The organism is Staphylococcus haemolyticus (assembly GCF_006094395.1).
GTDB classification, from domain to species: domain Bacteria; phylum Bacillota; class Bacilli; order Staphylococcales; family Staphylococcaceae; genus Staphylococcus; species Staphylococcus haemolyticus.
Window position 1 is genome coordinate 236,149 of the sequence record NZ_CP035291.1, and the last position, 25,625, is coordinate 261,773.

22 protein-coding genes are annotated in these 25,625 nt (G+C 33.8%); 9 read left to right on the top strand and 13 right to left on the bottom strand.

Annotated elements, in window-relative coordinates; translation table 11 throughout:
- Window position 1 precedes the first annotated feature (1 nt).
- From EQ029_RS01105 to trhO, 3 genes are all read right to left on the bottom strand, one after another.
- A complete protein-coding gene (locus EQ029_RS01105) occupies window positions 2-976 on the bottom strand; it encodes a choloylglycine hydrolase family protein (RefSeq protein WP_037537551.1) in 975 nt (324 codons plus the stop codon).
- Window positions 977-1,028: 52 nt separating this feature from the next.
- Window positions 1,029-2,231, bottom strand: a complete 1,203-nt coding sequence (locus EQ029_RS01110) for an MFS transporter (protein WP_033079785.1) — start codon at window positions 2,229-2,231, stop codon at window positions 1,029-1,031.
- A gap of 110 nt (window positions 2,232-2,341) precedes the next feature.
- On the bottom strand, window positions 2,342-3,304 hold the full coding sequence (gene trhO / locus EQ029_RS01115) for an oxygen-dependent tRNA uridine(34) hydroxylase TrhO (protein WP_011274628.1): 963 nt from the start codon (window positions 3,302-3,304) through the stop codon (window positions 2,342-2,344).
- A gap of 276 nt (window positions 3,305-3,580) precedes the next feature.
- Between trhO and EQ029_RS01120 the strand changes: the two genes are divergently transcribed.
- From EQ029_RS01120 to pbp4, 4 genes are all read left to right on the top strand, one after another.
- Window positions 3,581-4,558 (top strand): SMP-30/gluconolactonase/LRE family protein, encoded by a 978-nt coding sequence (locus EQ029_RS01120; RefSeq protein WP_057504694.1) that lies wholly within the window; start codon window positions 3,581-3,583, stop codon window positions 4,556-4,558.
- Between the two features lie 258 nt (window positions 4,559-4,816).
- Window positions 4,817-6,463: a phospho-sugar mutase gene (locus EQ029_RS01125; protein ID WP_057504695.1), complete on the top strand. Its 1,647-nt coding sequence runs from the start codon at window positions 4,817-4,819 to the stop codon at window positions 6,461-6,463.
- A gap of 403 nt (window positions 6,464-6,866) precedes the next feature.
- The gene (locus EQ029_RS01130; RefSeq protein WP_033079782.1) at window positions 6,867-8,006 is read left to right on the top strand and encodes a polysaccharide deacetylase family protein; all 1,140 of its coding nucleotides are present in this window, start codon (window positions 6,867-6,869) and stop codon (window positions 8,004-8,006) included.
- Between the two features lie 212 nt (window positions 8,007-8,218).
- Window positions 8,219-9,370 carry a penicillin-binding protein PBP4 gene (pbp4, locus tag EQ029_RS01135; protein ID WP_033079781.1) on the top strand — a complete coding sequence of 384 codons (1,152 nt, stop codon included), beginning with the start codon at window positions 8,219-8,221 and terminating at the stop codon, window positions 9,368-9,370.
- A gap of 86 nt (window positions 9,371-9,456) precedes the next feature.
- Here the strand turns inward: pbp4 and EQ029_RS01140 are convergent, their stop codons facing one another.
- Complete coding sequence (locus tag EQ029_RS01140) at window positions 9,457-10,044, bottom strand: TetR/AcrR family transcriptional regulator (RefSeq protein WP_033079780.1); 588 nt, start codon at window positions 10,042-10,044, stop codon at window positions 9,457-9,459.
- Window positions 10,045-10,240: 196 nt separating this feature from the next.
- On the opposite strand from EQ029_RS01140, the gene EQ029_RS01145 reads away from it, so the two are divergent.
- The gene (locus EQ029_RS01145; RefSeq protein WP_053030667.1) at window positions 10,241-12,016 is read left to right on the top strand and encodes an oleate hydratase; all 1,776 of its coding nucleotides are present in this window, start codon (window positions 10,241-10,243) and stop codon (window positions 12,014-12,016) included.
- A gap of 61 nt (window positions 12,017-12,077) precedes the next feature.
- On the opposite strand, the gene EQ029_RS01150 is transcribed toward EQ029_RS01145, so the two are convergent.
- From EQ029_RS01150 to EQ029_RS01180, 7 genes are all read right to left on the bottom strand, one after another.
- Window positions 12,078-14,336, bottom strand: a complete 2,259-nt coding sequence (locus EQ029_RS01150; protein WP_057504696.1) for an ATP-binding cassette domain-containing protein — start codon at window positions 14,334-14,336, stop codon at window positions 12,078-12,080.
- A 48-nt stretch (window positions 14,337-14,384) separates the two neighbouring features.
- Window positions 14,385-15,170 (bottom strand): arylamine N-acetyltransferase family protein, encoded by a 786-nt coding sequence (locus tag EQ029_RS01155; RefSeq protein ID WP_057504697.1) that lies wholly within the window; start codon window positions 15,168-15,170, stop codon window positions 14,385-14,387.
- 164 nt (window positions 15,171-15,334) lie between these two features.
- Window positions 15,335-15,970, bottom strand: a complete 636-nt coding sequence (locus EQ029_RS01160) for an ABC-2 transporter permease (protein ID WP_016930604.1) — start codon at window positions 15,968-15,970, stop codon at window positions 15,335-15,337.
- Window positions 15,970-16,815 (bottom strand): ABC transporter ATP-binding protein, encoded by an 846-nt coding sequence (locus EQ029_RS01165; RefSeq protein WP_057504698.1) that lies wholly within the window; start codon window positions 16,813-16,815, stop codon window positions 15,970-15,972. Before EQ029_RS01165 ends, EQ029_RS01160 begins: the two co-directional genes overlap by 1 nt.
- Before the next feature lie 90 nt (window positions 16,816-16,905).
- On the bottom strand, window positions 16,906-17,622 hold the full coding sequence (locus EQ029_RS01170) for a DUF3169 family protein (RefSeq protein ID WP_057504699.1): 717 nt from the start codon (window positions 17,620-17,622) through the stop codon (window positions 16,906-16,908).
- On the bottom strand, window positions 17,619-17,822 hold the full coding sequence (locus tag EQ029_RS01175; protein ID WP_011274640.1) for a helix-turn-helix transcriptional regulator: 204 nt from the start codon (window positions 17,820-17,822) through the stop codon (window positions 17,619-17,621). The genes EQ029_RS01170 and EQ029_RS01175 overlap by 4 nt, the downstream gene beginning before the upstream one ends.
- Window positions 17,823-17,966: 144 nt before the next feature.
- Entirely contained in the window at window positions 17,967-18,449 is a 483-nt protein-coding gene (locus EQ029_RS01180; RefSeq protein WP_057504700.1) for an RrF2 family transcriptional regulator, read from the bottom strand.
- 155 nt (window positions 18,450-18,604) lie between these two features.
- Between EQ029_RS01180 and EQ029_RS01185 the strand changes: the two genes are divergently transcribed.
- Together EQ029_RS01185 and EQ029_RS01190 are read left to right on the top strand one after the other, a co-directional pair.
- Window positions 18,605-19,525 carry a DMT family transporter gene (locus EQ029_RS01185; RefSeq protein WP_033079778.1) on the top strand — a complete coding sequence of 307 codons (921 nt, stop codon included), beginning with the start codon at window positions 18,605-18,607 and terminating at the stop codon, window positions 19,523-19,525.
- Between the two features lie 361 nt (window positions 19,526-19,886).
- The gene (locus EQ029_RS01190) at window positions 19,887-21,056 is read left to right on the top strand and encodes an MFS transporter (RefSeq protein WP_011274644.1); all 1,170 of its coding nucleotides are present in this window, start codon (window positions 19,887-19,889) and stop codon (window positions 21,054-21,056) included.
- Between the two features lie 70 nt (window positions 21,057-21,126).
- Here the strand turns inward: EQ029_RS01190 and EQ029_RS01195 are convergent, their stop codons facing one another.
- On the bottom strand, window positions 21,127-21,690 hold the full coding sequence (locus tag EQ029_RS01195) for a hypothetical protein (protein ID WP_011274645.1): 564 nt from the start codon (window positions 21,688-21,690) through the stop codon (window positions 21,127-21,129).
- Window positions 21,691-21,763: 73 nt separating this feature from the next.
- Window positions 21,764-23,305 (bottom strand): bifunctional metallophosphatase/5'-nucleotidase, encoded by a 1,542-nt coding sequence (locus EQ029_RS01200; protein ID WP_057504701.1) that lies wholly within the window; start codon window positions 23,303-23,305, stop codon window positions 21,764-21,766.
- Between the two features lie 309 nt (window positions 23,306-23,614).
- On the opposite strand from EQ029_RS01200, the gene EQ029_RS01205 reads away from it, so the two are divergent.
- Window positions 23,615-24,574, top strand: coding sequence for a phosphate/phosphite/phosphonate ABC transporter substrate-binding protein (locus tag EQ029_RS01205; RefSeq protein ID WP_011274647.1), 960 nt, complete (start codon window positions 23,615-23,617; stop codon window positions 24,572-24,574).
- 276 nt (window positions 24,575-24,850) lie between these two features.
- Window positions 24,851-25,624 carry a phosphonate ABC transporter ATP-binding protein gene (gene phnC, locus EQ029_RS01210; protein WP_011274648.1) on the top strand — a complete coding sequence of 258 codons (774 nt, stop codon included), beginning with the start codon at window positions 24,851-24,853 and terminating at the stop codon, window positions 25,622-25,624.
- Window position 25,625: the final 1 nt, after the last annotated feature.

Here is a 25,625-nt window from a genome sequence, read left to right on the forward strand (position 1 = left end):
ATTAATTTACTTTATCGGTAGACAATCCTTGCGTAATCGGATCAAATATAACTAAATCGTCGCTATTTAATAACTCCTCAGTTAATTGTAATTCAGCAATACGATTAGAATTATAGTATTTCACATACAATGTGCGCGATGTTAAGTTGAATACAGTTTGGTACAGCGTATAGTGGAATTCATCTTCAGAAGGTCGAACTGCACCTTTAGGAATGCTTACACTATCAAGAATTCTAAACGCATCTAATACTGCATCATCACCATCGTCAGGCAACATATTACTTACAAGATAAGCTGCTCTTACATAACGTTCTGCTGACGTATAACCACCTGGTAGTCCAGAGGTACCACTTTCATTGCCGATATATAAATTTTTATAGCGTTTATATTGTGGTTTGTAAGGCGTCACATTCGCATAATTCTTCAAGTTCTCGTAATGCCAATTTAAATCAGGGCTATTTGTTAGTACACCGACTGGATTATCATGAAGGACAATGCGACCTTCTACAAACGTAATCTCTGCAGTTCGGCCTGTCGCGTCCGATACATGATAATGTAATGGCGGCGCTTCATTAATATCATTCAATGTATGTGCAACGACATTAACTTGGTCTGCTTGTTCAATAAGTTCCTCAATCGTTTTGTTGTAACCAAGTACCCATGTTAATACTTCAGTTTGTGAAATATTGATGTATCCATCGTGTATTTTATTAGCGTATGAGGCATAACCACGGTCATATTGATTAGATATTGCGAGGCCATGCTCATTTACACCGTCTCCGAAAATAAAGCCTTCCATATCAGAACCGGCACCAGTAAAACCATACGTCGTTGTACCTTTATAATCTACACGAGATTCCCAATAGTAGTGACGTGGTTGCACAGCAGGATGTCCAGTTAATGGATAGTCATAGTCCATCGTACGTCCTAAAATAACGTCACCGTTTTTAGCTTGAAACGTAAAACCTGTACACATATGTAGAAACCTCCAGTATTTAAAGTGAGAATTATTATCAATTATAAGATTTCTAATTATGCATTTCAATTTTTAAAGTTTTTCGGAAAAAGAGTCCTAAAATAAAAGTTACTATATACATACTAAAACAAATAATATAGGCCCAAGTAATACCGTAATAATCAACGATTATCGAAATAATAAAAGTTCCTAAAGCGAAGAAAATGCTGTTAAATAAATTGTTTAATATGTATGTAGAAGTTAGAATTTCTTTTGGTGTGTTGCGCTGAATCATTGAATTTAGTGAAATATAACGCATGTCTTCGAAAATGCCCATAAATAATGAAAATAACAATGCGATCATTATTGAATGGTGAAGAATAAAACTTAAATTAATAAATGCTAAAAGCAAAGGAACGTAAATAATTATTGGATAGTTTATTTGTGTGAAGAAACGATCCTTATGGTTTATCCATAGTCCTGCAATAATTGTGCCACTAAAGAAAAGGGCATTGATTAGTCCAAACCAATAATCAGGGACATGTAAATAGGTTCTTGTATAAGTAAGAATGATAGCTGCTATCCATATGGTCGTTGCGAAAGATTCAAAAATAATAGAAATGTTTAAATACAAACTCAATTTATCACGATAATTATCACGAATAACAGCTTTAAAACTACTAAAAATATTTGCCTTCTCATTTTTGTAAATTTGACGTTCTGAAAGGCGTAAAATAAAAAAATAACTTATCATTTCAAGTACTAGCGCAAATAAAAATAAGTATTTCGCACCTATAAGACTCATTAAAATGCCGCCTAATGCCCACGTAGAAAGTTGAACAACACTACTCATCATATTCATTAAAGCGTTAGCAGATGTAATCGCATCTTTATTCTCAATAAAAGGAATCATTGAGTTCTTAATTGGGTTTGTAAAACCATCAAAAATAGCATTAAGAAAAAGTAAAACAAAAATAAAAATGGGAGATATGCCAAATATTAATAAACCAGCGATACTTGCTAAACTTACTAATTTAAGACCTTGAAATATAGATAAGACTTGCTTTTGCGTAAAATATTGATAAATATAATTGGAAATAAAACTACTCATAAAAATGCCAGATGTAAAGATAATGGGAATCATCGAGGCAGCGGTCGTTTTAGATGTGATATTAAAAACAATAGCAATAAGACCAACAATTGTTAAAATATCACCAGTGTTAGCAAACAATTGACTATAAAACAGATGAAAGTAGTCTTTACTATGTTTTCTCATATTGCCACACCTCAATAAAACTTGTGATTTTACACTATTATAGCATTAGGTAGTCATAAAAAATATCCCTTATGAGCTAATTAAATCTCATAAGGGATATGATTTAGATATTAAGCATGTGCATGTTCTGGAACGTCTTTAAAGTTTTCTAAACGACGATTCCATTCTTCATCGCTAATGTTGTTTTTAGCTACATAACGGTTACGTTCATGTTTGGCACAGTCATATGAACAAGCACCAAGATATTTGTCTTCATTTTCTTCTGAAACAAGAATTTGCTTGTTACATTCAGGATTTGAACAGTTAATATATCGTTCGCAAGGTGTACCGTCAAAGTGTTCTTTACCGATAACTGTTTTCTCAACTTGGTTAACGTCAACGCTAATACGTTCATCGAAGACGTACATTTTACCGTCCCAATATTGACCTTTAGTTTCAGGGTCTTTACCGTAAGTTGCGATACCACCGTGTAGTTGTCCTACATTTTCGAAGCCTTCTTTAACTAACCAACCAGAGAATTTTTCGCAACGAATACCACCTGTACAATAAGTTACGATGTTTTTACCATCTAATTGATCTTTGTTCTCACGAATCCAGTCTGGTAAGTCTCTGAAACGTGTGATATCAGGGCGAATGGCACCACGAAAGTGACCTAAATCAAATTCATAGTCATTACGAGCATCTAAGATGACAGTATCTTCATCTTCTAGTGCTTCTTTAAATTCGCTAGGTGAATAATATTTACCAGTTGTAACACGTGGATCAACATCGTCTTCTAAACCTAAAGCAACGATTTCATTTCTTGGACGTACGTGCATTTTTTTGAAGGCATGGCCTTCAGCTTCATCAATTTTGAACGTCATATCTGCGAAACGCTCATCTGAATGCATATGTTCGATATATTTATCAGTATCTTCTTTCGTACCTGATAATGTACCATTGATACCTTCTGTAGAAACTAAAATTCTACCTTTTAAATTGTTTGATTTGCAGAATTCTAAGTGCTCAGCTGCAAATGTTTCAGGGTCATCAATTGTTGTGTATTTGTAATATAATAACACTCTATAATCCATTTTCTAATTCTCCTCTAAAAATTTATTTATCGTAAAGGCAAGCCGTATCATTTAGTTATTCATTAATTTATCTTTTTATAAAAATCAACATTATATTATTTTACCAAATTTACAATAACTTTCAATATTTCGGTTTTGAAAATAGGGCAACAGACCTATGTTAGAAGTACAATTACTTTTTGAAAACGATTACATGTAGTACGATAAGTAGAAAGTGAAGTAAAGGATTATAATGAATTAAGATTATACTTTTCGAAAAGGGAGGAATTGTTAATTATGACAAATCAATCTTTACCAAAATTAACATATACTGGGGCATCAAAAAGTGCAGTACCTATTATTTCTGAAAGCGAATTACAAACGGTAACGGCAGAACCTTGGTTAAAAATTTCAGATGAAGGACTTCAACTTGAAGGTCTTATCTTTGATAGAGATCATAATTTATTTTTATGTGAAGTGTTTGGTGGTAAAATCTTTAAAGTCGACATAGACACAAAAGAGGTCTCAACAGCGTTTCAATCAACAAAACAAAATCCAGCTGCAGTTAAAATACATAAAGATGGACGTTTATTCACTTGTTATTTAGGCGATTTCGAGTCAACAGGTGGTATCTTCGCCACAAATGAACATGGTGAACAATTTGAAGAAATCATTTTGGAACTCAACACTGAATATTGTATTGATGACATGGTCTTTGATAGTAAAGGTGGTTTCTATTTCACTGATTTCAGAGGTTATTCTACAAATCCTAAAGGTGGCGTCTACTATGTTTCGCCTGACTTCAAGACAGTGACCCCAGTCATTCAGAATATTTCAGTAGCGAATGGTGTAGCTTTAAGTACGGATGAAAAAGTACTATGGGTTACAGAAACGACGACAAACCGACTTCATCGTATTCAATTAGAGGACGATGGCGTGACAATTGCACCGTTTGGCGCAACGATTCCATATTACTTTACTGGCCATGAAGGACCAGACTCAGTATGTATTGATAGCGATGATAATTTATACGTAGCAATGTATGGACAAGGGCGTGTTCTAGTCTTCAACAAACGTGGCTATCCTATTGGTCAAATCTTAATGCCAGGGCGTGATGAAGGTAAAATGTTACGTTCAACACATCCACAATTTATTCCTGGAACAAATCAATTGCTCATTTGTACCAATGACATTGAGAATGGCTCAGAAGGTGGTTCAATGATTTATACCGTTGAAGCTTTTGCGAAAGGTCATGAAAGCTATCAATTTCAGTAAGTAATAAAGAAATAAGCGACATCGTCTAACACACCATAAAACCCCTCACTATCCACCTAGTGAGGGGTTTGGTGTTGCCAATGGAATTAATTTATGAATGTATTATATCACTATTAGTAACTTATTGCAAGTTTAATTCGTCTAGCATAAATGATTACTAAGTAATGCTTATTTTCTAATCCAATGAAACTTTTTCGAATATCCAGTATACTGTAATAGAATAATAAGACATCCGCATAAGTATGAAAGGAGTATATGATGAAAGACAATTGGATGAAATATAAAGATGACAGTCTTGTAGCATCATTCTATGATAGCCAGACCACGACGTTTCAAGAACAAGGATTTGAAACTGAATTAGCATTTGGTACTGCAGGTATTCGTGGCCAGTTTGGACTTGGTCCAGGTCGTTTAAATCGCTATACCATACAACGTCTGGCATTAGGAATTGCTAATTACTTAAAAGATAAAGAAGATAATCCTTCAATTGTCATTCACTATGATATTCGTCATTTATCTTCAGAATTCGCGCATATTATTACGCAAATTTTGACTTCGAATGGCATCAAAGTTTATCTGGCAGATGTATATAAAACAACGCCACAACTATCTTTTGCTGTCCGATACTTGCAAACATCTGCCGGTATCATGATTACAGCAAGTCATAACCCTAAAGATTATAACGGCATTAAAGTTTATGGTGCAGATGGTGCGCAATTAGATGAGGGTACTTCATTAGAAGTTGCTCAATATATCAATAATTTAGGTAATCCACTTAAGTTGAATATTAACTTAAATCAAGAACTTATTGAGAAGAACACCTTTGATTTACCAGAATCGGTTTATGATAGTTACATAAATGAACTTACAAATCTTACAGGTGATATTCCACAATCTGATTTGAAGGTCGTATATACAAGTTTGCATGGTACTGGTGTGCCGATTATTCCTGATGTTTTAAAGCATCTTAATTTTCAGAATGTAAGTTTAGTCAAATCGCAATGTGAGCTAGATCCAAATTTCAGTTCCGTTAAAAGTGCGAACCCCGAAGAGCGAGAAGCCTTTGATTTAGCAATTCAACAGGCACACGACTTGGAGGCTAACCTTGTTATTGCAACAGATCCAGACGTCGATCGCATGGGATTTGTAGAACGAAATGCAGATGGTCAAACATATTACTTTGGTGGTAGTGAAATTGGCGCATTACTCATTAAATATCTGCTCGAATACACGAATGTGCCGAATCATTCGTTTGTTATTCAATCTATTGTAAGTGGCGAGTTAGGTAAACGTCTTGCTCAACAACATGGGGTGACTGTGAAGGAAGTCTTAATCGGCTTTAAACATATTGCTAAAGCCATTCGTGAGTTAGATGATACAGAATCATTTTTATTTGCCTATGAAGAAAGCTATGGCTATTTAGCCGATGATTTCGTGCGAGACAAGGACGCCATTCAAATCGTTCCATTAATTATTAAGTATGCTTCTATTTTGAAAAATGAAGGAAAAACACTACATGACGCATTAAAAGAGATTCATAGAGAAGTAGGTCTATATCGGGATAAACCGATGTCTAAAGTCTTTGAAGGTATAGAAGGACAACAACAAATTAACGCTTTAATGGATAAATTAAGACGTAATATTCCTGATGTCATTGCAGGATTAAAAGTCATTGCAATAGAAGATTATGAGACATTGAAACGCATTTATAAAGAAGACAACACGGAAGAAGCAATATCATTACCACAAGCAAATGTGATTCGAATTATCTTTAAAGAAGGATTTATTGCTTTGAGACCATCAGGTACAGAACCTAAACTCAAATTCTACCTATCACTTAACGTCGATAACTTCGAACAAGTCTCACAAGACATATATAATTACATATTTGGCGATACCGAATAGCATGATAAAAACTATTTATATGCAAGTAAGCAGTATTAAATATCATTCCACCTCAATCGTTCATTTTTAAAATTAAAAAATAATTAAAAACAGCTTATAGTACACATCATAAAGTGCACCATAAGCTGTTTTCTTAATTAATACTTTCTTAAAAAGTCTATTTGTCGATTATATAACTTATTATGAATTAATATTGAAAAGCTTAATCGTTTTAGCGGTTGTAGTTAATGTAAGTATGAAATTTCTCGCGAAAAGAAGAAACAAATAATTTAATACTGAATAAAATTAATTTCATGTAAAAATTCCGTTAAGTTAGAAATGATATGTTATGCATAGTATAAAAATGTTATATAATATTTAGTGATAGGCATAAAATCACTTTCTTACATAAAGGAGCCAATACATGATTAAAAAATATTTGTTGAGTGTATTCACTGTTTTAATAGCCATTGTTTTATGTGCTTGTCAATCGACATCGCAAACGCATGAGAAAAAAGCTAAAGAAGAAACGCATAATAAAGAAGAGAATATTTATGCGAAAAAGCGTAGTTCTGGTCAAAATGATTGGGTTGAATATAAGGGTGATGTAGCACATATCTTCTTCCATCCTTTAATTACGGATCCTAAAGTGGCGTTTACTGGTGAAGCGAATCAAGCCAAAGGCAATAATGATTGGATGATTACCGTTGAAGAATTTAAACGCTCACTTGATGAATTATATAAGCATCATTACATATTGATTGATCCACATGATGCATATGATTTCAATTCTAAACCTATTAAAAAGAAATCACTTAAGTTGCCTAAAGGAAAGAAACCGTTAATCTTATCAATAGATGATATGAATTATTATGAATATATGAGAGAAAATGGTTATGCAGATCGTTTAGTATTAGACAAATATAATCATGTTGTATCTCAAACGAAAGGTAAAGATGGTAAGTTTACTCAAAGTGAATCGAATGATATTGTTCCGATTCTAAATCGTTTCGTAAAAGAACATCCAGATTTTTCATTGAATGGACAAAAAGGTGTAGTTGGTTTAACTGGATACAATGGGGTACTCGGATATCGCACGAATGAGTTGGATAGTAAAGACTACTCTAAACGTAAAGAACAAGCGATAAAAGTTGCAAATGCAATGAAACGCGATGGTTGGACATTCGCAAGTCATTCTTGGGGGCACATTGATTTTGCAAATAGTTCATATGATCGTATTGTGAAGGATACAGAACGTTGGAAGAAAGAAGTAACGCCAATTATTGGTAAAACGGACTTATTTATTTTCCCTCATGGTGCGCAAGATAGAGGTTCAGCAGGTTATCAGTACCTAGAGAATAAAGCAGGATTTAAATTCTTAGCTGGGGTAGGTCCGAATAATTTTACTGATATTGGTGAAGATAGCGTTTATCAAGACCGTGTTGCTATCGATGGTTTGAATCTATATGACTTTAAATACAAGTTGAAACCATTTGTAGATTCAGACAAAGTTTATAGCAAAGAAGATCGTAGTTATTTTAAAGGTGAGAAAGGTTATAAATAATTAGTCGAACTCTGAGAATTGCATTATGGTAGTTCTCAGAGTTTCAATTTTTCATTAAAAGCAGGCAAAGTTTGATTGATATCAAAATGTATAGTAAGTAACAACAATATAGTTAAGGGATTATGATTTTGAATGTAGTTGTATTATTCCTATAATATTGTTATAAAAGGTATTGTGCAACATTATTAATATTAAAAAAAGTAGGGGATATTTTGTTTGGTAAATTTGTAAAAGGAATAGGTATTATCACTACGATTTCGTTATTACATACTTCGATAAGTGATGCGAGTGAATCGCCAGTAACTATTGCTAATAAAGAAAAGAATAGTAGTATTAGTACGAAATATCAGCCTAGTGGTGTCATGCTTACTACTGATCAAGGGCAAATTCTATATAATTACCGGGGAAATAATCAGGTTGACCCTGCTTCTATGTCTAAAATGATGACCTTATATTTAACTTATGAAGCGATTGAGAATGGGAAGTTAAAGCTCAATGACAAAGTGAAAATTACAAATAAGTATGCTACCATGTCCAACCTACCAAACCTATCATCAGTATCATTGAAACAAGGTCAAACGTATACTATTGAAGAATTAATTAAACAAACCACTTTAGCATCAAGTAATGCCGCAGCAATGATATTAGGTGAGAAAGTAAGTGGCGATAATAATACATTTACTAATAAAATGAATCAACAAGCTAAATCGTTTAATATGACTAATACAAACTTTGTCAATCCGGCAGGTACGCAAAATAGTTTGTTAGATCAATATGCACCTTCAAAATTTAAAAAACAAGATTTCCCTAAAAGTACCGCTAAAGATATGAACCTTTTAATGCAAGCGTTAATTAAGAAGTATCCTCAGATATTACAAATATCTAAGTTGCCACGGGATACTCAAAGAGGAAATACTTTTAAAAGTACGAATCTATCTTTAAAAGGACAACCACTATATTTACCTGGTACAGATGGCTTAAAGACAGGTACAAGTAATAAGGGTTATAACATTGCACTAACAAATAAGCAAGATCAATTACGTCTAAATGAAACAATAATGAATGTGAAACCCTTTGGTGATGTAAATGCGAAGTACAATAGAAATAGAATAGGTAATCAAATCATTAAACAATATCGTCAAAAATATGAATATAAGAAAGTGTTAACTGAAGGAGACCATGAGATAGATGGCAAGAAATATCATGTAAAAAAAGATTTATATGATGTTGTCCCTAAAGACAAATCCAAATGGCATCTGGCTATCAATAGTAAAGGCAAAGTTTATGTTCATTATTATAGGGACTTCTTACCAGGCAGTCAGTATCCACGTGTAGCTGCTGATAAAAAATGGAAATGGTTCTAAATCAATAAATTAAATTAGAAAAAATGTCGCTAAGTTTTCATCTTGGCGACATTTTTCAAATAATGAATATCTTTAATAAAGGCGTTTTAGCTCAGTTTCTTCAAATGTACTTCTCTTGCGCCACATATCATATTAACAATTTCTTTCGTCACTTTATCAATCGATTGCTGTTGTCCATGTTGAATCCAATTCGTGATGACGCTCAAAATACCTCCAGTTAAAAATTCTCCATATATTGTTACATCTACATAAAATTGACCACTCTGTCGATCAAATTCAATTTGCTTTTGAACTGCTTTATAGATTTGTTCATAAAAAATAGTATAAACTTCGCCGTAAAAATTGAGTGTTATAACGCTACGGACAATGCCTTTATTATCGTGAATAAATGTCAAAGCATCTCTCATCAATTTCTCAAAAAAATGTCGTGGGTTGTCGGGATTAATGTCGGGTAAATATAGCTCTCTAAAATGATCAATCAACGTGCCGACAACATGATTTAACAAGTCATACTTATCATTAAAATGACGATAAAAGGTTGATCGTCGTACATTTGCTTTTGCACATAAGTCTTGAACCGTTATTTGTTCAAAAGATTTAGTTTGTAGTAAATCAGAAAATGAAGTAATTAGGGCTTGATGTGTTTTTTGGACGCGTAAATCTTGTTTGTTCAACTTAATCACTCCTCATATCGGACAGTTTGAATAAAATGTCGCTTATGTTACAAACACACATAAGTGACGCACAATTCTTGCCCCTCGTCATTTTATAATACTATCGAAGGGTAGATTAATTTCTTTAAGATTACTTATAGTTTACTACTTTTCAATCTAAAAATTAAAAACTATGAAAACTTGGGAAGTGATACGTATGTACTATAGTAATGGAAATTATGAAGCATTTGCACGTCCTAAAAAACCAGAAAATGTAGAGGTTAAATCAGCTTATCTTATTGGTTCCGGATTAGCATCTCTAGCTGCTGCATGTTTCTTGATTAGAGACGGACAAATGGATGGGTCAAAAATCCATGTTTTAGAAGAATTATCTAAACCTGGTGGAAGTTTAGATGGAGATGAACTTCCTTTGAAAGGCTATGTTGTGAGAGGTGGAAGAGAAATGGAGAACCATTTCGAATGTTTGTGGGATTTATTTCGCTCCATCCCGTCACTTGAAATGGATAATGCTTCTGTTCTAGATGAGTTTTATTGGTTAAATAAAGAAGATCCTAATTACTCACGTTGTCGTGTTATTGAGAAAAGGGGGCATCAGTTATCTACTGATGGTGATTTTACTTTGACGCCACAAGCCATTAAAGAAATCATTCATTTATGTTTAATGAAAGAAGAGACATTAAACGACGTGAAGATTACGGATGTCTTCTCAAATGACTTTTTGCATTCGAATTTCTGGATCTATTGGAAAACGATGTTCGCATTTGAGCCATGGCATTCTGCAATGGAGATGCGTCGATATTTAATGCGCTTTGTACATCATATTGGAGGATTAGCAGATTTCAGTGCCCTTAAGTTCACCAAATATAATCAATATGAATCACTAGTTCTTCCGATGATTGCTTACTTAGAGTCCCACGGTGTGCAATTTCAATATGATGTTCAAGTGTTGAATATAAAAGTAGATATCACAACAAAAGAGAAGGTTGCGCGTGAAATACAACTTAAGCGTTCAGGTAAAGATGATATCATTCCTCTAACGCCAGATGATTTAGTATTTGTTACAAATGGTAGTATCACTGAAAGTTCAACTTATGGAGATAACAACACACCCGCACCCCCTACAAAAGAAATCGGTGGTAGTTGGACGTTATGGCGTAATCTTGCCAAACAGAGCCCTGAGTTTGGTTGTCCCGAAAAGTTCTATCATCGTTTACCAGACAAAAGTTGGTTTGTATCAGCAACCGCGACGACAAATAACATGACAATTATTAATACAATCGAGCAAATTTGTAAACGAGACCCTCTAGCCGGCAAGACAGTGACAGGTGGTATTGTTACTGTTAATGATTCTAAATGGCAAATGAGTTTTACTGTTAATCGTCAACAACAATTTAAAAGCCAACCCGAAGACGAGGTGAGCGTTTGGATCTATGCATTATACTCAAACGTAAACGGGGATTACATCCATAAACCTATCACTGAATGCAGTGGAAATGAAATTTGCCAAGAATGGTTATATCATATGGGCGTTCCTATCAATCAAATTGAAGACCTCGCTAAAACGCAATGTAATACGATACCAGTCTATATGCCATATATCTGTTCTTATTTTATGCCTAGATCCATTGGAGACAGACCACTTGTCGTGCCTGAAAATGCTCGCAACATAGCCTTTATTGGTAATTTTGCAGAAACAGAAAGAGATACTGTATTTACCACTGAATATTCGGTAAGGACTGCTATGGAAGCAGTATACCAATTATTGGACATAGATAGAGGTGTCCCTGAAGTGGTTGCAACAGAATTCGACCTTCGTATATTGATGGATGCCTTATATGAACTTAATGATGGTAAAAATCTATCAGAACTCTCAGAACATAACAAAATACAGAAACTCGCTCTTAACGCTTTCTTGAAGAAAATAAAAGGTACCTATATCGAAGAATTGTTGCACCAACACAAGTTACTATAAGTGTAGATAAAATTCACCCCCACATGACGAATTAGCATGTGGGGATATTTGTTTAGTTTATTTATTGGCCAATATATCGTTTTAAATGTTTAGCGGTTATGGAATTGTCGATGTCAAAGATGCCTTCAGGTTCACCCGCGTAAAGTAATTGGCCACCTTTATCTCCAGCATAAGGCCCAATATCAATTAACCAATCCGCCTGAGTCATCATCGTTAAATTATGTTCAATCAAGATAACCGTATTGCCTCTTTCAATAAGATGGTTAAAGCAATCGATTAGAATTGGCAAATCATCTTCATGTAGCCCAGTTGTTGGCTCATCAAAGATAAAGATCTTATCGGTCACATCTTGTGTCAGGTAACGGCTTAGTTTCACACGTTGAATTTCACCACCTGAAAGGGTATCTAATGATTGTCCGAGAGTCATATAGTTTAATCCTGTATCCGCTAATGCTTGAAGCGGTCGTATAATACCTGGACTGTCGCTAAATTTCTCAATGGCTTCATCCACGGTTAATGCTAAAATATCCGCAATAGAATAACCTTCTACTTTAGCTTCTAACACTTCTGGACGATATCTTGTACCACCACATAATTCACATATTTGTGAAAAGTCTGGCATAAATGCAAGTTCCGTTTTTAAAACACCTTTACCATGACATTCCGGACAGGCACCTTCTGAATTATAGCTGAACATACTCTTCTTAAGACCAGTATGTTGACTAAAGAAACTACGTACATCATCAAAGATATCTAAATAAGTAAGTAGATTAGAACGATTTGATGCATGGACAGGTTTCTGGTCAATAAAGATAGCCTCTTGTTCACGTTCAAATCCTGCAGTGATGAGTGAACTTTTACCTGAACCTGCAACACCTGTAACAACAGTCATTGCATGCTTAGGTAGTTTAGTTGAGACATTTTGTAAGTTATTGCGACTAATATTAGCAATTTGAAGCATGTCTTTCGATTTACGTGGCGTTTTTTTAAGTTGATGCTGTCGGTTCAACGCTTGACCAGTACTTGTGTCGGAACTGAGTAATTCATTATAAGAGCCAGTAAATGTAATTTCACCACCATTTTTGCCTGCTAAAGGTCCTAAATCAATAATATGATCAGCGGTCTTTATAACATCTGGATCATGTTCTACAACGAGGACTGTGTTGCCCTTATCTTTTAAGGATTGAATGATATCGTTGATACGCTGAATATCCTCTGGATGTAGTCCGACACTTGGTTCATCAATAATATAGATTAAGTCGCTTAAAGGACTATTAAGGTGACGAATGAGTTTAATACGTTGTGACTCACCACCAGATAGTGAAGTTGTTTCTCGCGCTAGTGTTAAATAATTCAACCCAATATAACTTAATGCTTCTAGTTGTTTCTTAAGTGGCTCTATAATCACACGGGCTTTGTCTGATTTTATTTTTCTTAAAAAGGCTAACGCCTCATCAATTTGTAGGTTTGTGAATTCTGCAATATTTAAGCCATTGATTTTACAGCTTAATACAGTGTCATTAAGACGTTGACCATGACAATCAGGACAATCATGTTTCGATACCACTCGGTCAATATCTTCTTTAAAACGTTTCTTTTCGAAATTATCATTAAGTAAAAATGAACGGCGGAATCGATGAATTAATCCTTCAAATTTGGCAGTTCTAGGCCAATTTGACGGTGGATTCTTTAATTTAGTTGGTTCGGTGTATAAAAACGTATCCATTTCTTCATTCGTATAATCTTTTAATTTCTTATCATTATCAAATAAACCTGTATATAAATAACGTTTACCTCGCCAACTATCAGGTCTAAATGAAGGGAATTTAATTGCATCCTCATTAAGTGATTTATCATAATCAAGCAATTCATTTAAATCAATATCTTCAACATAGCCTAGTCCTGAACATGTTTGACACATACCTTTAGGATTATTGAAAGAAAAGATATCTGAATAACCGACAAATGGTTCGCCAATACGTGACCATAGCAGTCGGACAGACGCGTAAATGTCAGAAATTGTACCTACAGTTGAACGAGAGTTACCGCCAAGACGTTTCTGATTAATAATCATTGCGACAGGAAGATGCTTAATTTGATCGACGTCTGGTTTTTCATATTGTGTCAGTTGATGTTGCACATAACTTGAATATGTTTCATTTAACAATCTTTCAGATTCTGCAGCTACAGTATTGAAGACGAGGGAAGACTTCCCCGAGCCTGAACGACCTGTAAATACTGTTAATTGATGCTTTGGAATCGTTACATTTATATTTTTTAAGTTATTTTGTTTGGCACCGATAATTTCTATATTAGTCATAATTACACCTCTTAAACCTAGATTAACTCACATGTTGGTCATATTAAATTATGCTTCGAGTGGTTTGATTTTAACATCAAGATTAAAGTATTCTTTTAAAATATTTCGGTAGTTATCTGAAGTTACATCATATTTATTTTTACCATCCTGTTTACTTAGCGTTAGATGTTGTAAGGACATCGTAGCACGTCCGTATGATTGTGGTTGAGTAACGATAAGTTGTTGTACAAAAATAGAATCTGGATGTTGTGAATTATATTGAATCATATCTTCAAAATCTTCTATTTGCTTAGGTTGGAAGCGAGCCTCGTAACGTGTGATCCAACTATCGTCTTCGAGTTTCTGAATGCTATAAGTTCCTTCATGCTCTGAAATTGCTCGGAATTCACCTGTAATATCTGTAACTGGATGAGTTGGATCTATATTTGTAATAGGTAAGGCCTGTAAAGGTAAGTCACCGAAGCCTACATCTGCAACATAATTTACATCATTAATTGGAACAACAAGTGACATGTGTGAACCTTCTGGACTGCGATTGCCATTAGGCTGTTCAACAGTCGCAGACATACGATATACGGTAAAGCCTTTTTCTTCAAGGTAAGTCCCAAAGAAATGATTCATTTCGTAACAGAAACCACCTCGTTGCTGATTGATCAATTTATCATACAAATCATTAATTTCTACAGATATAGGTACGCCATTTTGGACATTGATATTTTCAAAAGGAACCGTCAACATATAGCGTTTATTGTAATAATTGAGCGCTTCAAGTGAAGGTTCATTATATTTTGATGCATCTATATTTAAATAGTGTTCGATAGCTTGAATATCCATAAGATGAGGTCTCCTTTGTTAAAAGCTTTTAGTAATCCATACCCTATAATGATGGAATGACGCATGTAAGAATAGAGACGAAAAAGGTTCTAAACACTTGATAGCAGTTGATGCCTCGTGTTTAGAACCAGTATTAATATATTAAACTATGTTATGATTCAAAATTACAGTTCTTGTTTGTTGAAAATGGCTATTGAAATGAAATAAGAAGCCACTAAACAAATCAAACCAAGTATTGCATATAGACTAATGAAAAGGATATCTGTAGGATTTGTTCCTAAATCAGAGAATGAACCTGAACGTACAATGGCAGACATAATAACACCAAAGTAAGTAATAAAGAATAAAATAAGAACGATAACCGATGTTGAAATCATGATGACATTTGAATTTTCAGGACCAAATTTAAATGTTAACGGGAACATGATAGCGTATGTGCCTGCAGCGCCAATACCTACTAAACCTGAAATAAGTGTTAACATTAAATTCTGATGTATCGCTAATACTGCAATTAAACCAATAATTAATCCGATAAAGATGAGTATGCCATAAAATGCGAAATAGCTTTTAATATAAGCACTTCGATGTGTTGGCAATGTTGAAATATAATACATCCATTTAGAATCTTTTTCTCGCTTTAAGTTATCCGTCACTGGTGACAATAAGAAAATCATTGGTAAGAAACATGCCATTGCTGGATTTATAAAAGCGAATAAGAAACTTGCTACAATGGCTACAATTAAATATGTGATAAGTGACTTTTTAGATGCATAGAAACTACTTAAAATTAGACCTTTCATTATTTATCACCTCTCATAATTAATTTTGTTGCGTCATCAATAGTGCTAAGTGGGTGAGCGTTCGTTACACTAGACCAATCCTTGATTAAGATTTGGCGTTGACCTTGTCTCACTCTTGATGCAATGATGATGTCTTGTGGAATGTCTAAATCAACATGCTCATCAACTTCGACAATACCATATTGATTTAACAATTCTTCCTTGCTTTCTTGAAGTACAATTTCACCATCACGCATAAAGACTAATTTTGTAGCTAAATGTTCTATATCTTCGGAAATATGAGATGAAATGAGTATGTCATTCCCCTCAGAAATATAGTCTTCCAACATTTCAATGACTTCTTCACGTCCTGATACGTCCATACCAGCAGTTGCTTCGTCCAGTATGAGTAATTTTGTATCATGCGCTAGAGCCATGGCTAAGGCTGCTTTCATACGCATTCCTCTTGAGAACGTCTTAATTTGTGCGTTAGTTGGTAATTCGAAACGCTGAATGACTTCAAAGAAACGATCACTGTTCCATGTTTTGAAAATATTCGCAAAAACTTTATCCATATCTTTAATTTCGAGTTTATCAGGCACACGTAAGTCATCAAATACAACGCCAATATGCTCTTTGTATGCATAATCCTTATCTGAGACAACTTGATCAAAAAATGAAATATCTCCAGAATCTTTAAAACGGTTACCAACTAATGTATTAATCAATGTTGATTTACCTGAACCATTCTTACCAATTAAACCAATAACTTCGCCAGGTTGAAGTGTTAAAGAAATATCTTTCAAATAGAAATTCGATTTCTTATAAGACTTGTTGAGATGTTGCACTTGCAATAGATGTTCCATAGTAATCCTCTCTTTCTGTTGATTAGTATTAGATTTAATTCAATTAAAGATTAGTTACTTTTATCATAATATAGATTAATTAATAAATAACTAAGATTTGTAAAATTTACGTACTTTTAACATATAACCTAAGCTGTTGTATGCGAAAATAATGATTAAGAATAGTATCCCTAATGTTTGATTTGAGCCAGTATCAATAGAGAAGATACCTAAAAATATAATTGCGAACATTAATAGTGCTAAGTTTACTCCGTAATTTTTATACATACTTACTATAGCGATATGACGTTCACCTTCATCCAATAGTGCTAAGGTTTTTTCAGTATAATTTTTTTCTCCTATTTTAGGATAACGTGAATCGAAACGACGATTGAAAAAGCCTAGCATTATTGAAGGTATGATGGTCAACATATAAGGGATGATAGCGTACAATACATCAATATTTGAACCATGGCCAAAGACGATTAATAAAAGCGCAACAAAACTTATAATTAATTGAATATATGCGATGATACTAGATTTATTGAAGTTTAAGTTGGATTTCTTTTCGAATAAATCAGCATCATCATCTTCAATCGAATTGAGACTTTGATTTTTAAATTTAAGCGCATCTTTTTGAACTTTCCACAAATAAAATGTAAGACCAATGATAATTAGCGATGCAATGATACAAGTGATTAACCCAAAATGGATATGTGCAAAATTAACATTTGATAGAAAAGTATTAATACTTCCCATTGAAGAACCCACAAAACCACCAATAATGCCACCAAGTACAAGTAATAGAAGATAGCGTTTTACTTTCATAAATCTCCCTCCTCAAATATAAAGACATTTTCAACTGGTTCATTGAATATACGCGCAATTTTAACGGCTGTTAAAATGGACGGCATAAAATCATTCCGTTCAATCAAAGAAACTGTTTGCCGTGAGATACCGGCTTGTTTAGCGAGTTGTGTTTGATTGAAGCCATCGCGAGCACGTAATTCTTTAAGACGATTTCGCAATATTTATCAACTCCTTGGCTATTACGTTACATTATCTTTGTCATTTTGACAAGTATATTAGTCAAAAAGACCTTTATTTTTGTCAAAGTAGTTATAAAAAGTAGCCTTCGGGTTGTCTGAAGTTAGACATCCAGAAGGCTTGAATTACAGTGTTTTGCTATTTGTTAAGGCCCATTGGTTTAAATCATTTAGACGATATTTTGTGACGATGTTTTGATTGACTTCATCTAGCGTAATAGAATTTAATGTTGAAATTAGAGTAGCTTCAATTTTATTTAAAGCATTACTAACTACGCACATTTCTGCTCTTTGACCTTCCTTTTCACCTAAGAAGGGCTTCAATAATTGCTGACTAGAAAAGATCGCGTCTCGACCTTCAATTGCTAGAAAAACATCATAAAATGTGATTTGATTTAAAGGCTTATTTAAAGAAAAGCCACCATTTTTGCCCGTAGAAGAATTAACGAGACCTTCTTTAACAAGAGCTTTAATAATCTTCTTTAAATAAGAATCTGAAACATTTAAACGATCACTTAAAGCAGTAGAGGTCATCACGCTATGTTCTGATAGTAGATTCAGCATTAAGAGAACATAGACGGCTTGTTCCCATCCTATAGATAATTTCATAACAGTCCTCCAATGATAAACGTTTCTTTTATTATAAAATATAATATAAATTTTTTATATATTAGGATTGAAAAATAGAAAGGGTGCATTATAATACTAATTAAAGATAAAGAATATCTTAATTATCTTTAATATATGACCTGGAGATGACATCTATGAATTTACATCAACGTTCGTACTTATATTTCTATATATGTATCATTTTGACGACCATATGTATGGGCTCTTCTTTTCCAACTGGGAAGTACCTCATCTCAATTGAACACGTGCCACCTATGTTACTAGGCGGATGGCGTTTTACCATCGCGGGATTCATTATCTTATTGGTTTTATTTTTGAAAAGGGGCGTTAAATATGTATTACCATCAATTGATCATAATAGTTATAAAGGCTTTATATTTGTCGCTACAATCGGTTTATTACAAACGGCTGGAACAATGGGATTATTAAATATAGCAATGTCATTGGGTGTATCCTCTTCAATGTCTGCCGTTTTACTGTTTACCAATCCATTATGGTTAGCTGTTCTTGCGCATTTTATACTGAAAGAGCGTTTAACAATGATTAAAGTGGTTGCACTCGTGATTGGTGTGATTGGGGTTACGATATGTCTAGGGTTAGACCGTTCATTGCTAGGGTGGGGCGCGTGTGTCGCATTACTTGGTTCACTATGTTGGTCATGTAATACTGTCGTGACTAAGCAATTTAAGTTTGATAAAGGCGCCTGGGTATTAACGGGATGGCAGCTATTATTTGGTGGCATCATCATGTTCTTGATTAGCCAATTGTTAGGAGAGCGCTATCACATTGGACAATTGAATGGTTGGGGATGGGTATGGTTTTGGTGGCTTGTGTTTCCTGCGTCTATTGGATCATTTGGATTATGGTTTAGCAGTTTAAATTTACGAGGTGCTACGATTTCGAGCAGTTTTCTATTTTTAGTGCCCTTATTTTCAACCATTTTTTCAATTATAGGGTTAGGTGAACCTTTCACATTGCACATTATGATAGGCGGATTATGTGTTGTGGTCGCATTGATTGCAATTAATTATTCACCACATCACTTAAGTAATTAAGGTATTAAATGTTTGGAAAATCGAATGATCGCACTAAATAGTTCTAGGATAATATTAATTATGAGTTCCCAAAGTGGTTGTTTGGATTTATCTTTTTTAGATTCAGACATCGTATCACTCCTATGCTAGTTAGATTAACATAGTGACATTTTGATTGAAAATGTTGCATATATGGAATGGTTTTCGAAATACTTCATACTTGAAATTGTCTTAATTTTAATACAATGAAAATATATGAAAACTTGCGAACACTGACTTAAGAAAATAAAAAATCTGAACAAATCTCTTCACATGGTATCTAATTTTTTGTAATATAGCACTCGTATTATTTTTGAGAGCAACAAAAAAGGAGGTAGCAATGATGAAAGGTAACAGAATGATGTTTTTCATATTCATGTTAGGTACATTTACAGTCGGTATGGCAGAATATGTTGTTACAGGATTATTAACTCAAATCGCAAGTGATATGAAAGTGTCTATTTCAAGTGCAGGTTTATTAATTAGTGTGTATGCTGTGAGTGTTGCATTAATTGGACCATTCATGCGTATATTTACAATGAATGTACGTGCCAAACGCTTATTACCCATTTTGGTTGCCATATTTATAGGTAGTAATGTGGTAGGGATGTTGGCACCCAATTTTCAAGTATTGCTGTTATCAAGATTGTTGTCAGCTTCAATGCACGCACCATTCTTTGGCGTGTGTATGAGTGTGGCTGCAGCCGTTGCACCTCGTGGTAAACAACCGCAAGCCATCGCATTAGTCCAAGCAGGATTAACAATTGCGGTTATGATTGGTGTGCCATTCGGATCATTCTTAGGTGGCTTTGCGAATTGGAGAGCTGTATTTGGCGTTATGATTGGTTTAGCGATTATTACAATGCTAGGTATGTTGAAGTTTGTACCAGATGTATCTCTAAGTACAGAATCTAATGTAAAAAATGAATTAAAAGTATTTAAAAACCCACACATTTTAATCGTGATGTCTATTATCGTCTTTGGTTATTCTGGCGTATTCACAACATACACGTTTATGGAGCCAATGATACATGACTTCGCACCTTTTAAAATAGTAGGGTTAACTATTTGTCTATTTATGTTTGGTTTAGGTGGTGTGTTAGGTAACTTAATTACAGGAAATGTGCCAGAACCTAAACTAACTAAATATCTATTCTATACGTTTTTATTATTATTTTTAACTATCGTACTATTTGTCACTTTTGTGCATAATGCGATTTTAGCAATTATTATATGTTTCTTATTTGGATTTGGAACATTTGGTACGACACCATTATTAAATAGTAAGATTATATTAAGTGCCAAAGAAGCACCATTACTTGCGAGTACATTAGCGGCGTCTATTTTTAATGTGGCAAATTTCTTAGGTGCCATTATTGGTTCAATTTTATTATCAATCGGTTTACCTTATTTAATGATTACCTTTGTATCAGGGGGGATTATTATTCTAGGTATTTTAATTAATGCAGTTAATTATTTTTATGAAAAGAAACATTTCCAATTTGAAAAATGAAAGTTGAGTTGAAGAAACACCTCTAGTGTCAGTGTGTCATCGTACTGATATTAGAGGTGTTCTATTATAGTTATTCAGATTCGAATTTTAAAGTTGGTTCGTACATATCGTGATTGAAGTGATGTTTAGAAAATTGACGTAAATCATTTATAAACGTATCTATGTTACGATCTAATTTCTCTTTGGTTCTCACGATGATAACGCGCTTATCGTCAGAGTTTGTTTCGTATTTATCATTATAGATTCTTGCAGCTATAGAAAATTTTGAGATATAATTCTCCAGTGATTCATAGCAATTTAGTAAATCACGAATAGGTTTATTAGATTCTTCTTCATGGTGACTCATAGTACCCAATAATTCTTGAATTTGATCGTCTAATTTTACAAAAAGTCCCTCCACATCATCGCATTTTTCTAACGTTTGCGGCTTGTTTATTAGAGCATTGGTTTCACTTAAATGAATTTTACTTATTTTAGATGCTTTATAAGCAGTTAAATCTATCATACTCAAAATATCATTTTTATAATCTTCACGTTTTTCTTCTTTCTCTTTAGTGATTTGATATTTAATCCCCCAAAATGTCCCAATTAGCGCAAAGATACCTCCGACAATGGCAGCTAAAAATTCACTCATAATAATGAACTCCTTTTCTAGTGAGAATATTTACATTTATATTGTACACTATTTAAATGATGTAAGAGGAAAATTATAGTTCGACTTTGAAGTTAAGAACTTGAGGTATGTTAGATATATCGTTATTGGTAATGAAATCAATTAAAAGTTGTGCACCTTCTTCTTGTATATCTTTAACTACAGGTGCTTCAGCGAACATGTCATAATTACCACCGCCTACAGCACGATAGTTGTTGACACAAATGGTATAAGTTTTATCACTGATAAGTGGTTCATTGCCAACCTTAATATCAGTTACGCGTTGACCAATAGGTTCTCTTACATGAATGGTATAAGTGATACCGCCATACATGTCATAGTTAAAATGCTGTGGTTTCGGATATAAAAATGCATCGTTGATTGTTATTTCATTTTTATCGTTAAGCGTGAAGTAGCTTGCTGATTTTTCTAAAGCGTCTTTAATGCCTGCACCAGTAAGTTTTAAAACTTGGAATGTATTGGGAAAAGGATAATTATTAATAATATCACGCATAGTAATACGTTTATTAAATCCTGCTGCTGAGTCGAAGAGTGCCGTACTTGCAATATCAGCACCACTTTTCTCCAATAACATAACATTTATTAAATTAATAAGTGGATGAGGTTTCATTCGTGCCTCAAATTGATCTTCTACTAACATCGGTTCAGGTAAGGTCGTGATTTCAGTATCTAGCCAGTCTTCTAGATGTGTTAATAGCTTAGAATCTTCCGGTAATAGACTGTATTCTGAGTCTCCCACTACAGGTAACAATTCGCTTTGCGTATCAATAATCTGATTATTGTCGCCAATCGTTAGCGTTACCTTACCTATTTGTGTTGCACGTGTACCAGGTTGTATGACGGCAGTTTCATATTTAACTGTCGCGATATCTCGATGTTGGTGACCTGTAATCAAGACATCGATGCTTTCGTGGAAGCAACGTAGAATTTCGGAAGCTTCATTCTCACCAGTTAAATCTTCAGTTGGTTCCTCTGTATCGATATCACGTTCGAATCCGCCGTGATATGAAACGACGACGATGTCAGCTTTTTCACGGACATTAGGTAATAGTTGGGTAAGTGTTTCAATCGCACTCTTGAAAATTAAGCCTTCGATATGATGTGGTTGTTCCCAGTTAGGGATATTTTGTGTAGTCAAACCGATGACGCCTATTGTTAGTCCTTCTTTTTCAAAATAATGTACGCCTTCACCTGTAAAAGGTTGTTGTTTCGAATCTAAAATATTAGCACAAAGCACTGGATGGTTAAGGTTTTGTAGTGTGTCTATAAGGTATGGTAAGCCATAGTTAAATTCATGATTACCAATCGTTCCCAAATCAAAATTTAAGCGGTTATATATCGTTGTTAACGGTTTGCTAGAGCGTAACTCTGATACTAAATAGTTGCATAAAGGTGCCCCTTGTAGGAAATCGCCGTTGTCGATTTTGAAATAAATATCGTCGTTTTTGCTTGATTGTTCGATAAGTTGATTAGCATATAATAAACCCATAGGTAACTGTTGATTCGTCTTTGAAAAATCAGTTGGGAATATGTAGCCGTGAACATCACTAACGATATAAAAGCTAAGTTGAGTCATAAGTACCATCCTTTCATTAATGACAGTGATTAATATTTATAATTATAAGGTATGCATGTTAATCAATCATTATTCGTTTTCAAAATAATTATATCTTTATATAGCAAAATTATAGTATAAAAGCTACACAGAATAGATTTAAAAAGAATTTTTAGGAATTATTTACAATATCTTAATGATATAAATAGATTTTATATAAATTTCACATTAATTAAATATTATTTGAATTAATATTGTGATAATCTTATATTGTCATATAAATTGACAAATTACACGATTTTATACATATCGAACGGGGGCAATACAGTTATGAAGCAAATGAAGTATCTTTTAGTGCTAGCTTTAACAGTTATTATTTTTGCGGCAGCATGTGGAAATAATAGCTCGTTAGATAGCAACAACAAAAGTTCTGACAGCGGTTCTGATTCTGGTAAAGATGGTTACAAACCTAAAGAATTAACAGTGCAATTCGTGCCATCTCAAAATGCTGACACACTTGAAGCAAAAGCGAAGCCACTTGAAAAATTATTATCTAAAAAATTAGACATCCCAGTAAAAGTTTCTGTATCAACAAACTATAATACAATCGTTGAAGCGATGAAATCTAAAAAAGTGGATGTAGGTTTCTTACCACCAACAGCTTATACATTAGCACATGATCAAAAAGCAGCAGACTTATTGTTAAAAGCACAACGTTATGGCGTTAATGAAGATGGTTCTAATTCAAAAAAATTAGTAGATGACTATAAATCAGAAATATTAGTTAAAAAAGATTCTGGCATCAATAGCTTAAAAGACTTAAAAGGGAAAAAGATTGCATTACAAGATGTAACGTCTACAGCAGGATACACATTCCCTATCTCAACACTTAAAGAAGAAGCGGGAATTGATGCAACGAAAGATATGAAGATTGTTAATGTTAAAGGACACGACCAAGCAGTCATTTCATTACTTAACGGTGATGTTGATGCGGCAGCAGTATTCCAAGACGCACGTACAATCGTTAAAAAGGACCAACCAAATGTATTTAAAGATACTAAGATTATTAAATTAACAGAACCTATTCCAAATGACACAATTTCAGTTCGTCCAGATATGGATAAAGCATTCCAAGATAAACTTAAAAAAGCATTTAAAGATATTGCAAAAACAAAAGAAGGTCATAAAATCATCAGTGAAGTATACTCTCATGAAGGATACACAGATGCCAAAGATTCAGACTTTGATATTGTAAGAAAATATGAAAAACAAGTTCAAGATATGAAATAATATTAGAACATCATTAAACGAAATTGAAGTTTTAATATTATCACAATATATCTAAACTTAGACTAATGAACATTGTAGATTAATAAAAGCAAAGAGGAGCAAGGTCGAAAATAATATTTTTGAGGCTACTCAACAAATTCGCAGTAGCTGACTGAACTGAGATAGCTCTTAAATCTAGCTTTCTCAGTTCTTGTGTTCCTTGCGGGGGTAAGAAAACGAATTCGTTAACAATTCTGTCTCACGTCTTTCTTTGCAAAAATAAAGGGTGCTATTTAAATGAGTCAAATTGAATTTAAAGATGTCAATAAAGTTTATCCAAATGGGCATGTAGGACTAAAAGACATCAATTTGAATATTGAAAAGGGAGATTTCGCAGTTATCGTAGGCTTGTCAGGTGCAGGGAAATCAACGCTATTAAGATCAGTTAATCGACTTCATGATATAACATCTGGTGATATTCTTATTGAAGGTAAATCGATTACGAAAGCTAAAGGTAATGATCTACTAATGATGCGCCGTAATATTGGGATGATCTTCCAACATTTTAATCTTGTAAAACGATCATCTGTATTACGCAATGTGTTAAGTGGACGAGTAGGCTATCATCCAACTTGGAAGATGGTGTTAGGTCTTTTTCCAAAAGAAGATAAAGTAAAAGCCATGGATGCTTTAGAGCGAGTGAATATTCTGGATAAATACGACCAACGTTCTGATGAATTGTCTGGTGGTCAACAACAACGTATTTCAATTGCTCGTGCATTAGCACAAGAACCAGCAATTATTTTAGCTGATGAACCTGTAGCATCTTTGGATCCTCTAACAACAAAACAAGTGATGGATGATTTAAAGAAGATAAATGAAGAATTAGGTATTACGATTCTTATTAACTTGCATTTTGTAGATTTAGCACTTGAATACGGTACGCGTATTATAGGGCTTCGTGCTGGTGAACTTGTATTCGATGGTCCTGCAAGTGAAGCAACTGAAGAAGTGTTTAATGATATTTACGGTCGTAAACTTAAAGATGATGAGAAGCTAGGGGTTGAATAAT

Bases quoted from the DNA above. Each gene is read 5' to 3' on its own strand.
- trhO (WP_011274628.1), bottom strand. From the start codon at position 3,304: ATGGATTATAGAGTGTTATTATATTACAAATACACAACAATTGATGAC.
- phnC (WP_011274648.1), top strand. From the start codon at position 24,851: ATGAGTCAAATTGAATTTAAAGATGTCAATAAAGTTTATCCAAATGGG.
- EQ029_RS01185 (WP_033079778.1), top strand. From the start codon at position 18,605: ATGAATTTACATCAACGTTCGTACTTATATTTCTATATATGTATCATT.
- EQ029_RS01110 (WP_033079785.1), bottom strand. From the start codon at position 2,231: ATGAGAAAACATAGTAAAGACTACTTTCATCTGTTTTATAGTCAATTG.
- EQ029_RS01160 (WP_016930604.1), bottom strand. From the start codon at position 15,970: ATGAAAGGTCTAATTTTAAGTAGTTTCTATGCATCTAAAAAGTCACTT.
- EQ029_RS01155 (WP_057504697.1), bottom strand. From the start codon at position 15,170: ATGGATATTCAAGCTATCGAACACTATTTAAATATAGATGCATCAAAA.
- EQ029_RS01170 (WP_057504699.1), bottom strand. From the start codon at position 17,622: ATGAAAGTAAAACGCTATCTTCTATTACTTGTACTTGGTGGCATTATT.
- EQ029_RS01125 (WP_057504695.1), top strand. From the start codon at position 4,817: ATGAAAGACAATTGGATGAAATATAAAGATGACAGTCTTGTAGCATCA.
- EQ029_RS01195 (WP_011274645.1), bottom strand. From the start codon at position 21,690: ATGAGTGAATTTTTAGCTGCCATTGTCGGAGGTATCTTTGCGCTAATT.
- EQ029_RS01180 (WP_057504700.1), bottom strand. From the start codon at position 18,449: ATGAAATTATCTATAGGATGGGAACAAGCCGTCTATGTTCTCTTAATG.
- EQ029_RS01165 (WP_057504698.1), bottom strand. From the start codon at position 16,815: ATGGAACATCTATTGCAAGTGCAACATCTCAACAAGTCTTATAAGAAA.
- EQ029_RS01205 (WP_011274647.1), top strand. From the start codon at position 23,615: ATGAAGCAAATGAAGTATCTTTTAGTGCTAGCTTTAACAGTTATTATT.
- EQ029_RS01105 (WP_037537551.1), bottom strand. From the start codon at position 976: ATGTGTACAGGTTTTACGTTTCAAGCTAAAAACGGTGACGTTATTTTA.
- EQ029_RS01145 (WP_053030667.1), top strand. From the start codon at position 10,241: ATGTACTATAGTAATGGAAATTATGAAGCATTTGCACGTCCTAAAAAA.
- EQ029_RS01190 (WP_011274644.1), top strand. From the start codon at position 19,887: ATGAAAGGTAACAGAATGATGTTTTTCATATTCATGTTAGGTACATTT.
- EQ029_RS01130 (WP_033079782.1), top strand. From the start codon at position 6,867: ATGATTAAAAAATATTTGTTGAGTGTATTCACTGTTTTAATAGCCATT.
- EQ029_RS01150 (WP_057504696.1), bottom strand. From the start codon at position 14,336: ATGACTAATATAGAAATTATCGGTGCCAAACAAAATAACTTAAAAAAT.
- EQ029_RS01200 (WP_057504701.1), bottom strand. From the start codon at position 23,305: ATGACTCAACTTAGCTTTTATATCGTTAGTGATGTTCACGGCTACATA.
- EQ029_RS01120 (WP_057504694.1), top strand. From the start codon at position 3,581: ATGACAAATCAATCTTTACCAAAATTAACATATACTGGGGCATCAAAA.